The sequence below is a fragment of the Phaeobacter sp. G2 genome (genome assembly GCA_025163595.1).
GTDB lineage: Bacteria > Pseudomonadota > Alphaproteobacteria > Rhodobacterales > Rhodobacteraceae > Pseudophaeobacter.
This window is the reverse complement of sequence record CP104104.1, coordinates 34,657-48,594: the sequence shown is the minus strand read 5'-3', so window position 1 is coordinate 48,594 and position 13,938 is coordinate 34,657. Positions and strand designations below refer to the sequence as shown.

Sequence of the window (13,938 nt, the reverse complement as noted above, 5' to 3'; positions counted from 1 at the left end):
CTTGAGGCGTTAAATAGGAAAATCAAATGACCAAAATAGCAGCAATCATTGGTGGTGGTGTAATTGGCGGCGGCTGGGCCGCGCGGTTCTTGCTCAATGGCTGGGATGTGCGGGTGTTTGACCCGGACCCCGAGGCCGAGCGCAAAATTGGCGAAGTGCTGGACAATGCGCGCCGCTCCTTGCCGGGGCTCGGCAATGTGGCGCTGCCGGATGAGGGCCGCCTGAGTTTTCATGCGGAACTAGCCGAAGCGGTGTCTGGCGCGGATTGGATCCAGGAAAGCGTACCAGAGCGGCTGGATCTGAAGCAGAAAGTCTATGCCGAGCTGGAAAAACACTGTGACGCGGATGCGGTGATCGGCTCCTCTACCTCGGGGTTCAAACCCTCCGAGCTGCAACAGGGGCGCGGCAATGGCGGCCAGATCGTGGTGGCGCATCCCTTTAACCCGGTCTACCTGCTGCCGCTGGCCGAAGTGGTCACCACCGCTGCCAATTCGCAGCAGGTGATCGCGCGGGCCAAGGAGGTCATCTCCTCCATTGGGATGTACCCCTTGCATCTGAAGAAAGAGATCGACGCCCATGTGGCGGATCGTTTCCTCGAGGCGGTCTGGCGCGAGGCGCTGTGGCTGGTCAAGGATGGCATCGCCACCACCGAGGAAATCGACAATGCCATTCGCTATGGCTTTGGCATTCGCTGGGCACAGATGGGTCTGTTTGACACCTACCGTGTTGCTGGTGGCGAAGCGGGCATGAAACATTTCATGGCGCAGTTTGGCCCCTGTCTGACCTCTCCATGGACCAAGCTGATGGATGTGCCGGAGTTCACCGATGAGCTGGTGGATCTGATTGCGGGCCAGTCGGACGCGCAATCAGGCCACATGTCGATCCGCGAGATGGAGCGCATTCGTGACGATAACCTGGTGGGCATGATGCGTGCACTTGGCGCCAATGACTGGGGCACAGGGGCGTTGCAAAACGCCCATGACAAATCGCTGGAAGGTGAGGCCGGGCTGGTCAATTCCATTGATGACATTGCCGACCTGAGCCAGCCAGTGCTGACCCAAAGCCGCGTGGTGCCGCTGGATTGGACCGATTACAACGGCCATATGACCGAGAGCCGCTATCTGGATGCCTTTGCGCAGTCCACCGACCGGCTGATGGCAATCATTGGCTGCGATGCGGAGTATATCGCAAATGGTGGCAGCTATTTCACCGCCGAAACCCATATCCGTCACATCGACGAGGTGCATGCGGGTCATCCGATTCAGATTAAAACCCGGGTGATCATGGGGGCAGGCAAGAAGATGCATCTGTGGCATGAAATGTATGAGGGCGACCGGCTGCTGGCCACTGGCGAGCATATGTTGCTGCATGTGGATCTGAAAACCCGGCGCTCGGCGCCGCCTGCGGCCCATATCGAGGCCAATCTGGTGAAGCTTGCGGCGGCACATGCCGCGCTTGCAGCGCCCGATGGGCTGGGCCGCGCCATTGGGGCACCTCGGTGAGCGCCCTGTCAAAACAACGGGTGCTGATCACCGCAGGCGGGGCCGGGATCGGCCGCGCCATGGCAGAGGGCTTTGCTGCGGCCGGGTTTGAGGTCTGGATCACCGACCTTAATCCCGACACGGTGGCCAACCTGCCTGCGGGTTGGCGCGGCAGTGTTACAGATGCCGCGGATGAAGCCTCGGTGCAGGCGCTGTTTACTGAGATCGCCAGCGTTTGGGGCGGGATAGATGTGCTCTGTGCCAATGCCGGCATCGCCGGGCCAACGGCCCTGGTCGAGGATGTGGCATTGGAGGACTGGCGCGCCTGCGTCAGCACTAATCTGGAGGGGGCCTTTCTGGCAGCCAAATACGCCACCCCGATGATGAAAGCGGCCAAGTCAGGGTCGATCATTGTGACCTCGTCCACCGCCGGGCAATATGGCTATCCCAACCGGGCACCCTATGCGGCGGCCAAATGGGCCATGATCGGGCTGACCAAAACCCTGGCGATGGAACTGGGACCCTATGGCATTCGCGCCAATGTGATCTGTCCCGGCGCTGTCGAAGGCCCGCGTATGGAGGGGGTTTTGCACCGCGAAGCCGTCGCCAAGGGCATGACCCGCGATCAGGTCTATGATGGCTATGCGGCCGGCACCTCGATGCGCAGTTTTGTCGAGGCGGCGGATATCGCCAATATGGCGGTTTTCCTGGGCTCGGATGCGGCGCGTCTGGTGTCCGGACAGGTGATTGCCGTGGATGGTCATACGGAAAACCCGGACCCCAAAGTGTGAGCGCAGTGTTTTCTGCTCAGGCTCAAACCGTTGCTACGGCTTGAGCCTGAGCGGCGCGCGTAGCGCGCCTGACGCCAGAAACGGGATCACAGCAGAACGCACAGCGCGCGAGGCACCGCAAAAGAATCAGGAAAAGAGTCAGGCGTTGATCGCCGCCCGCAGGGCGCGAAAGCGACCAGAGACCTGCCGCGCGGTGATATCAGCTTCGCGGATCAGCTGATCAAAATGGCCAGTAAAGGCCTCGATCCGATCGCGATCGCGAAAGGCGATATAGTGGCTGCCGCCATAGAGCACGCAGAGCAGGGGGCCAAAGAGGGTCAGCGGCGAGGAAAACAGCCGCTTGGCATCAAACAGGTAGATCCGCAGCCGTGGATAGAGCTGAGTGGTGAGCCGTTCGAACTGGTCCAGCTGCTCCAGCCGAATGTCCAGCGGCAGACCGGAATAATAGCCGGTGGCATGGGCAAAGCTTTCAAGCTCGTAGATCGGCATGGCGATCTCATAGTCCGACTGCGACTGACGCATCCAGGACAGGCGATCCTCGGAGGCGCCAATGGCCTGATCCGCGGTGCGCCCCAGATGCGGCGCATATTCCCATTCCAGCAGCGCCCGGGTCTTGAGCATATCGGGCAGCGCCGCAGGCACATGGCGGATTTTGTAGCCTGCGGCCTCGCGGTGCCAGTCAAAGATCCGCTGATCCACCAGCGCCCTGGGCGCCTCGCTCAATGACAGGCTGGAGGCCATCAGCTCTGCCGCGCTTTCGGGCCGGTCCGACAGCGACAACAGCCAGTCGGCCGAAACGCCAAGCACAGAAGCGCAGGCGCCAACAACATGGGCGTTGGGCAGGCGGGCGCCATCATCCTTGAGCAGCTGCGATATGGTGGAGCGGTCAACGCCGGTGCCCCGCGCCAGGGCACTTTGGCTCAGCCCGCTTTCGCTGAGTGCCCGGATGAGGCGGCGGCGGAACTGTTCGGCTCGAAGGCGTTTGTCAATTTTTTGCGGCATGTGGTGATAAATATCACCAATGCTGAAAAAAGTTAACCACATTCAGAATTCTGCAAAGCGCCTTGTCGCCCTACTGCTTGTTCAACCGCATCAGTAGGAGCACCACCCAAATGGAAACTGGCAAACGATCCCTTGTGAAGGCGTTGATCTGGAATGCAATTGGTCTGGTCTCCATGGCGCTGGTTGGGTTTCTGGCGACGGGCTCTGCCAGTCTGGGTGGCGCCATGGCCTTGATCAATAGCGCACTGGGGTTTGGCAGTTATCTGATCTACGAGCGGGTTTGGACCCGGATCAACTGGGGACGTCACAGCGCGGTTGCCCGTCCGCTAGCAGGTCCGGGTGGAGCGCGCGCCAATGTCTGATCCGCAACAAGAAATCGACTGTGGTATGATGATGCCGCGCGGTGTGGAGTGGGGTACTCTGGGGCTGATCCTTGCGTGTTATGCTCTGTGGCTGTTGGTGTTGACCCTGCTGCCAGATCTGAGCCTCAGCCTGACGGTGCTGTGTCTTGGCATATTGGCAGCGCTGCATTCGTCGCTGACCCATGAAGCGCTGCATGGGCATCCGTTTCGCAATCGGCTGCTGAACGAGGCGCTGCTGTTTTTGCCGCTGACCCTGTTCATTCCCTATGGCAGGTTCCGCGACACCCATCTGGCGCATCACCGCGACGAGCGGCTGACAGACCCCTATGATGACCCCGAAAGCAACTTTCAGGATCCCGAAATCTGGGCGCAGATGCCTGGCTGGCGGCGGGGAGTTTTGCGGCTCAACAACACCCTGTTGGGGCGGGTGCTGCTGGGGCCGCTTTTGGGGCAGATCTGTTTTATCGCAGAAGACTGGCGGCTGGCGCGGGCAGGGGAGGCAGGCGTGATGCGCGATTGGGCGCTGCATGGGCTGGGCCTGGCGCTGGTGGTCTGGATCACCCTGGCAACGGCAACACCAATCTGGGCGCTCTGTCTGGGGGCCTATATCGGGCTGGGGCTGGTGAAGATCCGCACCTTTTTGGAGCATCGCGCCCATCAGGATTGCCACGGTCGCACCGTGGTGATTGAGGATCGCGGACCGCTGGCCTGGCTGTTTTTGCACAATAATCTGCACGTGGTGCATCACCTGCATCCGGGCGTTCCCTGGCATGCGCTGCCACGGCTGTACCGCAAAAACCGCGACAGCTATCTGCAGTCAAACCAGGGCTATCACTACCACAGCTATGGCGAGGTCTTTGCCCGGTATCTGCTACGCAGCAAAGACCCGGTGCCACATCCGCTCTGGTCTTCCAAAGACTAGCTCTGCATAAGAGCGGTTATGTTGACCTGGATACCCGTAACAATTGCCGCCGCAACCTTTCAGACCTTCCGCTTTATGCTGCAGAAGGTGCTGAGCGCGGTCACCCTGTCCCCCGGCGGCGCAACCTTTGCCCGCTTTGCCTATTCCGCGCCTTTTATCCTGAGCGGCCTGGCAGTTTACCTTTATGCCAGCGGCCAGAGCCTGCCGCACCTAAGTGGGCAATTCTGGGGGTTTGCCCTGATCGGCAGCGTGTCGCAAATTCTGGCAACGATCTGCGTGGTTTCCCTGTTCAAACAGCGCAATTTTGCCGTTGGCATCACCTTCAAAAAGACCGAGGTCATCCAGACCGCGATTGTCGGATTGGTCGTTCTGGGGGATGCGATCAGTGCCTGGGGCTGGGTTGCCATCCTGTTGGGGCTGAGCGCAGTTCTGGTGCTGTCCAAGCCACCAGATGCCACCGGAGCCTGGTGGAGCCACCTCACCAACACGGCCTCAAAACTGGGGCTTGGGGCCGGGATTCTGTTTGCTTTCTCGGCCGTTAGCTATCGTGGGGCCTCGTTGCAGCTGGGGGATCTGGCGCCGGTGTTCCGGGCGGCTGTGACCCTGGCTTCGGTGGTCAGCTTGCAGACCTTGCTGATGGTGATCTGGCTGGCCTGGCGCGAAAAGGGCGAGATCACCCGCGTCTGGCAGGCGCGGCGGGTGGCGATCTGGGTGGGTCTGACCAGCCTGGGGGGATCGTTCTGCTGGTTCTGGGCCTTTACCCTGCAGAATGCCGCCTATGTAAAAGCGCTGGGGCAGGTGGAGCTTCTGTTGTCCATCCTGGCCTCGCTGTTGTTCTTCAAAGAAAAGATCAGCCGCCGCGAAGTGGTTGGTATGGGCCTGCTGGTGTTGTCAATTCTGGCGCTGGGATTGGCGCTTTAGACTGCAGGCCCTCTGGGTCTGTCTCAGCCCTCGCTGGGCATCGGCTGTCCCTTGAGGCGCAAAAACAGGCTCTCTTCGTCGTTGTTGCAGAAATAGGGCACGCTTGTTGGTGGGGTGCGATCCTTCAGGCGTCCGGTAACTTCGGCCAGAACCACCTCGGTGATAAAGGGCAAATCAAAGCTGCGCACCTTGCTCAGCGGGATCCATTGCAGGTGCGACAGCTCGTCCGAGGCGCGGGAAAAATCATCCAGATCACCGCTGATTTCATCGGCATCAATCAAAAAGAACCGCGCATCAAAACGCCGGGGGCGACCGGGAGGCGTAAGGGCGCGAAAGACAAACTGCAGGGCGCGCGCCGAGGGCAGATGGCCGGTGGCAGCAAAGTCCTGCCAATCCTCGGCAACATCGTCCGGCCAGTCGCCGGGATGCCCCAGGACCAGCCCGGTTTCTTCCCAAAGCTCACGAATGGCAGCAATGGCCAGGGTGTGATCCAGCCCGCCGCTGGCCTGTTCCGCCAGGCGCAGGCGGCAGACCTCGGGCAGGGGCTGGGCCAGGGGCACAGTGGCATCAGCCAGATCAACAGCGCCGCCGGGAAAGACAAATTTGTTGGGCATAAAGGCGGCCTTGGCACCGCGCTGTCCCATCAAGACCTTTGGATTGTCCCCCATCCGGTCCCGCAGGGCAATAATTGTTGCCGCATTGCGGATCGCGCTGCGGTCCTCGGATGTCACGCCCTGAATTGCTGTATCGCTCATAGACTGGCCTCTCCCGTATGTTGTTATTGGGGCCGCGTGTGTTGCTAATGCGGGATGTCAGCTTTTTGTATCAAAGCCATACATCCGGCGGGCCCATTGATAGGCGACCACAACCCCTTTTAGTCTTGGCAAAAGATAGAGAGAAGAGACAATACAGCCAATCGAGAAAACAGAAAACGTTACGAGAGGTTCTGGTCGCCAGGTGAAATAGACCACATGCAGGAGCGGCGCCATCAGGTGGCCAACCAGCAGGATTGTCAGATAGGCAGGCCCATCATCGGCGCGCGCCTGGGTAAAGTCGAGGTCGCATTGCGAGCACCTGTCGTTGAGTTTAAGGTAGGAATGCAGCACTGCCCCCTTGCCGCAGCAGGGGCATTTGCGCCGCCAGCCTTTGGCAAGCGCAGGCCAGGTGGGACGCTCTGCGCGGGTCTCACTCGCGAGGGTGCCTGAAAGTGCATCGGAGGCCGGGGACTGGGTCATGGGAAATCCTATGGTTTTGCCGCAATGATCTTCGGTCTTGGGCGTAAAGAAAAGCCAAAGGAAAACTCTGCGGCCCGATGCCGCAATGTTGCGGCACCATTTTTTTTACGACAGGCAGCGACGGAAACGCCGTATCGCGTCGTTTACTCTGTGTATCCGGCAGCAAAAAGCTGCTTTAGGAACGCATAGGAGAGCAGACATGACACAGACCAAAATCCTCGCCGTGATCCTTGCAACCGCGGGCGCAGTGGCAGCAACCACAGCTACGGCCCAGTCGGGTGGCGGTGCTATGCGGCCAATGATGTCGTTCGAAGCGCTTGATACTGATGGTAATGGTGAAATCACCAAGGCCGAGATGCAGGCCCACAAGGCCACCCGGTTCGGCGCCTCTGACAGCAATGGAGATGGCAAACTCTCAACGGAAGAGCTGCTCGTCAGGGCGCAAAAACGCGCCGCCAAACGGGTTGAACGCATGATCAACCATCTTGATAAGGATGGCGACGGCATGCTGAGCCAGGACGAAATGGCCAATCGCGGCGGTCGCCACGGGGATATGTTCAAACGCGCCGACAGCGATGGCAATGGCACGATCTCCAAAGAAGAGTTCGAACAGGCCAGACAGCATCGCCGAGGCAAACACCGTAGTGGCCCAGACGGTGCATGTGACCGTGGCGGCAAAATGGAGCAAAACTGATTAACCCCCTGTGTTATCCTTTGACCAAATATTGCCAGCGCAGCCCCTGTCCCAGGGGCTGCCAGCGCGGGATATGTGTTCGGTGACTGGGGCCTCTGCAGAGGGCACCCCGAGCAGGCCAAGTAACCGGCCGAGTAACGGGTCAAACGATGATGCGCTGCTGGTGCTCTACGCCAATGGCGACCCTTCTGCCGCTGCTGAATTGATGCAGCGCCTGGCGCCGCGCGCCCTGGGCGTTGCGATCCGTGTTCTTGGCAACAGAGCCGAGGCCGAAGACGTCACCCAAGAGGCAATGATGCGCCTGTGGCGCATGGCGCCGGATTGGCAGCCGGGTAAGGCAAAGGTCTCGACCTGGCTGTACCGTGTGGTGATGAACCTTTGTATCGACGTGAAACGGCGCAAACGGGGCAGAGATGTGGATCTGGATGCGATACCAGAACCACCGGATCCGGGGTCCTCTGCCGCCGATCGGATGCAGGATTTGGCGCGGCAGGATGCCTTGCAACAGGCCTTGATGCAGCTGCCAGAGCGGCAGCGCCAGGCCGTGGTCTTGCGCCACTTGGAAGAACTGACAAACCCGGAGATTTCCGGGATCATGGAGATTAGCGTCGAGGCTGTCGAAAGCCTGACCGCGCGCGGCAAACGGGCGCTGGCCAAATGCCTGGCCAACCGTCGAGAAGAACTGGGGTATAGCGATGACTGACACACACAAGTCTTTGAGCGATATGGACCACCTGGAGGATCTTTTTGCCGCTGCCCGCAGTGAACCCGCCCAGCTGCCACAGGCGTTGCAAGCCGCGATGCTGGCAGATGCGCAGCAAGTGCAACAAGACAGGGTCGATGCCAGGGTGCCTGGTGGCTGCGAACCGGGGCTTAACCCGCAGAGCCTGTCCACGCGGCTCTGGCAGCAATTTATTTCTGCAGTTGGTGGCTGGCCTGCCTTGGGGGGCCTGGCGGTTGCCAGTCTGTCCGGGCTCTGGATTGGCCTGGCTCCGCCGTCTTTCCTCCCCGACCCGGTAGAGAGCTTTGCCTCATATTCCAGCGGATCGCTGCTGGGGTCCGACCTAGACTATGATGTGAGCTTTTTGATGAGCGATGAGGTGTTCGAATGAGCAATGACCAAAACTCCCCCCAGCGGAGCGGCATGCGCCCTTGGCTAAAGGTCGTTCTGGCCCTGTCGCTTGCTCTGAACCTTGCGGTGATCGGCATCGCTGCTGGGACCGCCTGGCGGTTCCACGGCAAAGAGGATCATCACAGGGGAAAGCCTCCGATGCTGAGCCGGTTCATTTTTAAGGATATGGGGCGCCAAGAGCTCCGCCGTCTGGTCAAAGACCACGGCGGTGAAACCGGAGGCCTGCACAACCGCCGCCACAATGAAATGGAGCAGATGATTGCACAGATGCGAGCGGATGAGCTGGATACCGCTGCAGTCCGTGCCATTGTTGACGCCCATCTTGTTGAGACCCACAGCTTTATGCGCGGTGTCGCAGATGCCTGGGAACGGCGTCTTGAAGGGTTGCCTCTGAAAGAGCGGCGCGGGCTGGCGGACCGAATGCAACAGCAATTGGACAATCGTCCCCGCCATCCCAAAGGCCCCGATCACTAAATCGGCATTCTCCGGTTGGCCTGACGCAATCCGCAAGGAAAAAAGCGCCCCCAACCGGGGCGCCTTTTCTTTTGAGCCGGTGTTTGTTTTAGGGTCCTGACCCTAGGCGGCAGCGGTTGAGTTTTTGCCCAGCGTCACCTGATTGCGGCCGGAATTTTTGGCATCATACAGCGCCCGATCCGCCAACGAAATCAGCTCGGTCACATTGCTTGCGCCCCTGTCCTGGCCGCGTTTGTCAGCGGCATCAGCCCAGTCGCTGCGTTCTTCTTTGCGGCTCAGATCGTGGCCAACCACAGCGCCAATGCTTATGGTCACCTGGATTGGCTCGGAGCTGCCAGGTACATAAAAGGGCTTGCTGTTGATGGCGTTGCACAGCTCCACGGCGGCGATGCCGGCGCTGATTTCATCGGCGCCGGGCAGCACGATCATGAATTCTTCGCCGCCCACCCGCGCCACCAGATCGACGGGCCGCATCTGGGCTTGTAGCCGCCGGGCGGCCTCGACCAACACCGCATCCCCGGCGGGGTGGCCATATTGGTCGTTGATCTGCTTGAAGTGATCCAGATCGGCCAGCATCAGGGCAAAGCTGTCGTTGCTTTCGGCGGCGCGTTTGGCGGTGCGATCCAAAAAGGGCTTGGCGTAGCGACGATTGTACAGCCCGGTCATCGGATCCTCTACCGCGGCGCGCAGCCCATTGCGGACGCTGTCGCGCAGCCGGTCATTGCGTGATTTGTATTGGAGTTGTGTGGTCAGGCGCAGGGCCAGCTCATCCACGTCAAACCCAGCCTGCAAGACATCATGGGCGCCGCGATCCAACGCCTCGGCGGCGATCATTGGATCCGCTGGGTTTGGCACTGCAATCACCACCGACTGCCGGGTGGCGGCACGGGCGCGCAGATCCGCCAACAGCCGCAGGCCGGGGCCGGCGGAAATCTCGTTCAGCTCGATGATAAACACATCTGCCACCGGCGCGCTCATCATCAGTTTGATGTCATCCAGATCATGGTAGCGCAGCGCGTAGGGGACATGATCACCCAGCCGTTTGGCCCAGGCCTGAGCGGTCTTGCTATCCTGGGCAATCAGGGCAACGCTGGCGCTGCTGCATTCTTCATGGCCGGCACGGTCGGAAAGCGGCAGCACAAACCCATGGGAGGCGTCCCGTTGCAAGTGCAATTCTTCGTTGGCGCTGCGGGCGCGCAGCAGGCTGCGAATACGGGCCTGCAGGATGACATCATCCACGGGCTGCGGCAGCACATCATCAATCCCGGCCGAAAGTGCATGCAGTCGGCGTTCCGGGGCATTGGACTGGGTGATGGCGATAACCGGAATATCCGCGAGCATCTCGTCCTGACGCAGGGCGGTCTTCACATCCGCGGCAGTGCCATCCGGCAGGCTCATGGCGCTAAGCACCAGATCCGGGCGGCAATAGCGCGCTGCCTCCAGCACATCGGCGACACAATCGGCCTGTTCCACACCATAGCAGGCCTCCGCAAGCTGAACCTTCAGCATGATGCGGTTGGTAGAAATACCATCTATGACGAGGATTGTTCCTTGCACGCGGATCGCCTTTCGAACCTTTTGATCGTTACACTGGAAGTTTCCGCCAGACTGGTTAATAAACTGTTTCGGGTTTTTACTAATTTGTCCGCAACATGTCAGGAATGAGGTCATCATGCAGGTTTCCGCCGATCAGGCAGAGGTGATCGCGCTTAAGGCGCTCGCCTGGCTGATGACAAATGATGAGTTGTTACCAGTGTTTATGGGCGCCACTGGCGCAGCAGAGGCGGATCTGCGGGAAAATGCCGCTGATCCTGCGTTTTTGGGCTCGCTGCTCGATTTCTTAACGATGGACGATGCCTGGGTGGTCGAATTCTGCGATCAGGCAGGAATCGCCTATGAGCTGCCGATGCTGGCGCGGATGGCGCTGCCGGGCGGCGCACAGATGCATTGGACCTGAGGCCACAGGCCCGACCAGAAAAAACTTGCGCCACCCAATTTTGCCGATACGGTCCGCGCCAGATGACCCTGATGACTAGGCGCAAGGAAAACCCATGCCGGTAGATGCTTTTCTCTTCGACAAGGACGGAACCCTGTTTGATTTCTCCGCCACCTGGAATTCCTGGGCTGCGGATATGCTGGCGCAGCTGAGCCAGGGAGATCCGGCGCGGGCGGCGGAGATGGCCGATGCGGTAAGTTTTGACCTGGCGCAGCAGGCTTTTCGGGCGGACAGCCTGGTCATTGCCGGCACCAATGGTGAGGTGGCCGCTGTGCTGGCACCTTTTGTGACACAGATGCAAGAGGCCGAGCTGGAGCGGTTCCTGGCCCAGAGCGCAGCCACCGCCGCGCTGAGTGAGGCGGTGCCATTGGCGGCCTTTCTGGATGGGCTGCTGGCCCGTGGCAAGGTGCTGGGGGTGATGACCAATGATGCAGAAGTTTCTGCCATTAGCCAGCTTGAACGCTCTGGTGTGCTGGATCGTTTTGCCTTTGTCGCCGGCTTTGACAGTGGCCATGGGGCCAAACCGGATGCGGATCCTCTGCTGGCCTTTTGTGCGGCAACGGGCGTGGCCCCAGAACAGACCGCCATGGTGGGGGACAGTCTGCACGATCTCATCGCCGGCAAGGCGGCCGGCATGACCCGGATCGGCGTGCTGACCGGCATGGCAGCGCATGGCGATCTTGCGCCTCATGCGGATGTGGTGCTGCCGCATATCGGTCATATCCCGGAATGGCTGGACCGCTAACGGCGCGCGGCAGGCCGTTTCCTATCTAAGCTTTTGCACTTCGGCGGTCGGCGCTGTCGACCTCTGCCTGCTGTGGGGCGGGCAAGTCTGTTTAGAACGGCCCTGTTTAGGATTGGGCTGTGGAGAACTGGGCACATCTGTACAGAAAAGAGTGTTTCGACTGGGCTGAGGTGGAAAAACGACAGGAGATGTCGTGAACTGGCAGCCGCTGCCCGCCGGGATTGGGCCTGCTGCGACTCTAGCCGGGGGGTGCCCGGTGGCGCGCGGCACAGGTCGGGGCGTTCGCTCAGAACCACCAAGGAGAGGCTCATGGCACGGGATAAAGGTAGACGAGGGGGCGGACGTGCAGGCGCGGCAGCACGGCGCGGCACGGCAGCCTTGCAGCAGATGCCCTGGCGTATTCCGCAAAACATTGACCGCCCCATTGAACCCCTGACCGAAGAAGGTGTTGCCGCAATCCACGATGGTGCCATGCGAATCCTGGAAGAGATCGGCATTGTCTTTCTCAACCCGGAAGCGCTGGAAATCTTGAAACAGGCCGGCTGCCGGGTCGAGGGCGATCTGGTGCGGATGGACCGTGCGTTTGTCATGGAGATGGTTGGCAAGGCACCAGATCAGTTCACCATCACCCCACGCAATCCAGACCGCACAATCCCGATCGGCGGCAACAACCTGCTCTTTGGCAATGTCTCCTCGCCGCCGAACTACTGGGATCTGGATCTTGGCAAGAAGGTCGCAGGAAATCGCGAACAGTGCCGCAACCTGTTGAAGCTGACCCAGTATTTCAACTGCATCCACTTTGCCGGCGGCTACCCGGTGGAACCGGTGGATATCCACGCCTCGGTGCGCCATCTGGACGTGCTCTATGACAAGCTGACGCTGACCGACAAGGCCATGCATGCCTATTCGCTGGGCAAAGAGCGGGTCGAAGATGTGATGGAAATGGTGCGCATCGCCGGGGGGCTGACGGATGAAGAATTCGAAGCCACGCCGCGGATGTATACCAATATCAACTCCACCTCGCCGTTGAAGCACGACTATCCGATGATTGACGGCTGCCTGCGGCTGGTGCGTCGGGGGCAGGCAGTGGTGGTGACGCCTTTTACCCTGGCGGGGGCGATGGCGCCTGTCACCATGGCTGGGGCGGTGGCGCAAAGCCTGGCCGAGGCGCTCTGTGCCATTGCGCTGTTTCAATATGTCCGCCCCGGCACTCCCTGTGCCATTGGCACCTTTACCTCAAATGTGGATATGAAATCCGGCGCCCCGGCCTTTGGCACTCCTGAATACATGCGCGCCACCCAGATGACCGGGCAGATGGCGCGCCATTACGGCCTGCCGATGCGCTCTTCCGGGGTTTGTGCTGCCAATGTGCCGGACGGGCAGGCCATGTGGGAGACCTCAAATTCGCTCTGGGCGGCGGTGCAGTCGGGAACCAATATGGTGTACCACGCAGCCGGTTGGCTGGAAGGCGGGCTGATCGCCAGCCCGGAGAAATTCATTATGGACTGCGAAGTCCTGCAGCAGATTCAACGCTATATGCAGCCGGAAATCTGCGCCACCGGACCGGATGAGATTGCCTTTGATGCCGTGCGCGAGGTTGGAAACGAAGGGCACTTCTTTGGCATCCAACACACCCAGGACCGCTATGCCACCGCCTTTTACCAGCCCTACCTGAGCGATTGGCGCAACTATGAGGCCTGGGAGGCGGCTGGCGCTGTTTGGACACCGGAGCGGGCCAACAAGATCTACAAGGATATTCTGCAGGAGTTCACCCCGCCACCGCTGGACGACGCCCTGCATGAGGAATTGAAGGATTTTGTTGCGCGTCGAAAATCAGAAGGCGGAGCGCCAACTGATTTTTAAAATTCCACAGGTAGGCGACCTCAAAAATTTAGGAGCTGTTGTTCGGCACAGTCCCAAGGGCGCGCTAACAGCAGATTTTGGGATCTCTGGGGTAGGGCGAAGAGCCTGCAGGTCAATGGCTTTCAACCTATGATTTATAGTACTTTCTTATCTCAATTGAAGCTACGAGCCTTCTGTCGAAAAAGCCCAATTTTTCAATAATGAAATTAGTAAGTTAGCATGTTTAGCAGCTGAGCGCCGTTACGCGCCCCCTGTTGAAAGCCTATTTTCTGGGGACTTCCTTGCCACAGTTGGGCCGCTGACCTGTGGTTTTTCTTCCC

Annotated in this window: 16 protein-coding genes; 12 read left to right on the top strand and 4 right to left on the bottom strand. The window is 60.0% G+C overall.

Annotation, left to right across the window (positions count from 1 at the left end; genetic code table 11):
- The first annotated feature begins 26 nt into the window (after positions 1–26).
- Both N1037_22120 and N1037_22115 read left to right on the top strand, forming a co-directional pair.
- Complete coding sequence (locus tag N1037_22120; protein ID UWS81929.1) at positions 27–1,502, top strand: carnitine 3-dehydrogenase; 1,476 nt, start codon at positions 27–29, stop codon at positions 1,500–1,502.
- The gene (locus N1037_22115) at positions 1,499–2,272 is read left to right on the top strand and encodes an SDR family oxidoreductase (GenBank protein UWS81928.1); all 774 of its coding nucleotides are present in this window, start codon (positions 1,499–1,501) and stop codon (positions 2,270–2,272) included. Before N1037_22120 ends, N1037_22115 begins: the two co-directional genes overlap by 4 nt.
- A gap of 138 nt (positions 2,273–2,410) precedes the next feature.
- On the opposite strand, the gene N1037_22110 is transcribed toward N1037_22115, so the two are convergent.
- A complete protein-coding gene (locus tag N1037_22110; protein UWS81927.1) occupies positions 2,411–3,274 on the bottom strand; it encodes a helix-turn-helix domain-containing protein in 864 nt (287 codons plus the stop codon).
- Positions 3,275–3,384: 110 nt separating this feature from the next.
- On the opposite strand from N1037_22110, the gene N1037_22105 reads away from it, so the two are divergent.
- The 3 genes from N1037_22105 to N1037_22095 are packed head-to-tail and all read left to right on the top strand — an operon-like array spanning position 3,385 to position 5,479.
- The gene (locus tag N1037_22105; GenBank protein ID UWS81926.1) at positions 3,385–3,636 is read left to right on the top strand and encodes a DUF2061 domain-containing protein; all 252 of its coding nucleotides are present in this window, start codon (positions 3,385–3,387) and stop codon (positions 3,634–3,636) included.
- A complete protein-coding gene (locus N1037_22100) occupies positions 3,629–4,558 on the top strand; it encodes a fatty acid desaturase (GenBank protein UWS81925.1) in 930 nt (309 codons plus the stop codon). Before N1037_22105 ends, N1037_22100 begins: the two co-directional genes overlap by 8 nt.
- 18 nt (positions 4,559–4,576) lie before the next feature.
- A complete protein-coding gene (locus N1037_22095) occupies positions 4,577–5,479 on the top strand; it encodes a DMT family transporter (protein ID UWS81924.1) in 903 nt (300 codons plus the stop codon).
- 23 nt (positions 5,480–5,502) lie between these two features.
- Here N1037_22095 and N1037_22090 read toward each other — a convergent pair whose 3' ends face one another.
- Together N1037_22090 and N1037_22085 are read right to left on the bottom strand one after the other, a co-directional pair.
- Complete coding sequence (locus N1037_22090) at positions 5,503–6,234, bottom strand: NUDIX hydrolase (GenBank protein UWS81923.1); 732 nt, start codon at positions 6,232–6,234, stop codon at positions 5,503–5,505.
- A gap of 57 nt (positions 6,235–6,291) precedes the next feature.
- Positions 6,292–6,714 (bottom strand): DUF983 domain-containing protein, encoded by a 423-nt coding sequence (locus N1037_22085; GenBank protein UWS81922.1) that lies wholly within the window; start codon positions 6,712–6,714, stop codon positions 6,292–6,294.
- 199 nt (positions 6,715–6,913) lie between these two features.
- Between N1037_22085 and N1037_22080 the strand changes: the two genes are divergently transcribed.
- From N1037_22080 to N1037_22065, 4 genes are all read left to right on the top strand, one after another.
- Entirely contained in the window at positions 6,914–7,408 is a 495-nt protein-coding gene (locus N1037_22080) for an EF-hand domain-containing protein (protein UWS81921.1), read from the top strand.
- A 157-nt stretch (positions 7,409–7,565) separates the two neighbouring features.
- Positions 7,566–8,111, top strand: coding sequence for an RNA polymerase sigma factor (locus N1037_22075; GenBank protein ID UWS81943.1), 546 nt, complete (start codon positions 7,566–7,568; stop codon positions 8,109–8,111).
- Positions 8,104–8,520 (top strand): hypothetical protein, encoded by a 417-nt coding sequence (locus N1037_22070; protein ID UWS81920.1) that lies wholly within the window; start codon positions 8,104–8,106, stop codon positions 8,518–8,520. The genes N1037_22075 and N1037_22070 overlap by 8 nt, the downstream gene beginning before the upstream one ends.
- A complete protein-coding gene (locus tag N1037_22065) occupies positions 8,517–9,014 on the top strand; it encodes a periplasmic heavy metal sensor (protein UWS81919.1) in 498 nt (165 codons plus the stop codon). Before N1037_22070 ends, N1037_22065 begins: the two co-directional genes overlap by 4 nt.
- Before the next feature lie 102 nt (positions 9,015–9,116).
- Here the strand turns inward: N1037_22065 and N1037_22060 are convergent, their stop codons facing one another.
- A complete protein-coding gene (locus N1037_22060) occupies positions 9,117–10,571 on the bottom strand; it encodes a diguanylate cyclase (GenBank protein ID UWS81918.1) in 1,455 nt (484 codons plus the stop codon).
- Positions 10,572–10,686: 115 nt separating this feature from the next.
- Here N1037_22060 and N1037_22055 point away from each other — a divergent pair, with 115 nt between their 5' ends.
- The 3 genes from N1037_22055 (at position 10,687) to N1037_22045 (ending at position 13,618) form a co-directional block, all read left to right on the top strand.
- Positions 10,687–10,971 carry a DUF3572 domain-containing protein gene (locus tag N1037_22055; GenBank protein ID UWS81917.1) on the top strand — a complete coding sequence of 95 codons (285 nt, stop codon included), beginning with the start codon at positions 10,687–10,689 and terminating at the stop codon, positions 10,969–10,971.
- 94 nt (positions 10,972–11,065) lie between these two features.
- Positions 11,066–11,755 carry an HAD family hydrolase gene (locus N1037_22050; GenBank protein UWS81916.1) on the top strand — a complete coding sequence of 230 codons (690 nt, stop codon included), beginning with the start codon at positions 11,066–11,068 and terminating at the stop codon, positions 11,753–11,755.
- A 309-nt stretch (positions 11,756–12,064) separates the two neighbouring features.
- Positions 12,065–13,618 carry a trimethylamine methyltransferase family protein gene (locus tag N1037_22045; GenBank protein ID UWS81915.1) on the top strand — a complete coding sequence of 518 codons (1,554 nt, stop codon included), beginning with the start codon at positions 12,065–12,067 and terminating at the stop codon, positions 13,616–13,618.
- Positions 13,619–13,938 lie beyond the last annotated feature (320 nt).

Bases quoted from the DNA above. Each gene is read 5' to 3' on its own strand.
- N1037_22110 (UWS81927.1), bottom strand. From the start codon at position 3,274: ATGCCGCAAAAAATTGACAAACGCCTTCGAGCCGAACAGTTCCGCCGC.
- N1037_22095 (UWS81924.1), top strand. From the start codon at position 4,577: ATGTTGACCTGGATACCCGTAACAATTGCCGCCGCAACCTTTCAGACC.
- N1037_22120 (UWS81929.1), top strand. From the start codon at position 27: ATGACCAAAATAGCAGCAATCATTGGTGGTGGTGTAATTGGCGGCGGC.
- N1037_22080 (UWS81921.1), top strand. From the start codon at position 6,914: ATGACACAGACCAAAATCCTCGCCGTGATCCTTGCAACCGCGGGCGCA.
- N1037_22055 (UWS81917.1), top strand. From the start codon at position 10,687: ATGCAGGTTTCCGCCGATCAGGCAGAGGTGATCGCGCTTAAGGCGCTC.
- N1037_22100 (UWS81925.1), top strand. From the start codon at position 3,629: ATGTCTGATCCGCAACAAGAAATCGACTGTGGTATGATGATGCCGCGC.
- N1037_22065 (UWS81919.1), top strand. From the start codon at position 8,517: ATGAGCAATGACCAAAACTCCCCCCAGCGGAGCGGCATGCGCCCTTGG.
- N1037_22085 (UWS81922.1), bottom strand. From the start codon at position 6,714: ATGACCCAGTCCCCGGCCTCCGATGCACTTTCAGGCACCCTCGCGAGT.
- N1037_22045 (UWS81915.1), top strand. From the start codon at position 12,065: ATGGCACGGGATAAAGGTAGACGAGGGGGCGGACGTGCAGGCGCGGCA.
- N1037_22105 (UWS81926.1), top strand. From the start codon at position 3,385: ATGGAAACTGGCAAACGATCCCTTGTGAAGGCGTTGATCTGGAATGCA.
- N1037_22050 (UWS81916.1), top strand. From the start codon at position 11,066: ATGCCGGTAGATGCTTTTCTCTTCGACAAGGACGGAACCCTGTTTGAT.
- N1037_22090 (UWS81923.1), bottom strand. From the start codon at position 6,234: ATGAGCGATACAGCAATTCAGGGCGTGACATCCGAGGACCGCAGCGCG.
- N1037_22070 (UWS81920.1), top strand. From the start codon at position 8,104: ATGACTGACACACACAAGTCTTTGAGCGATATGGACCACCTGGAGGAT.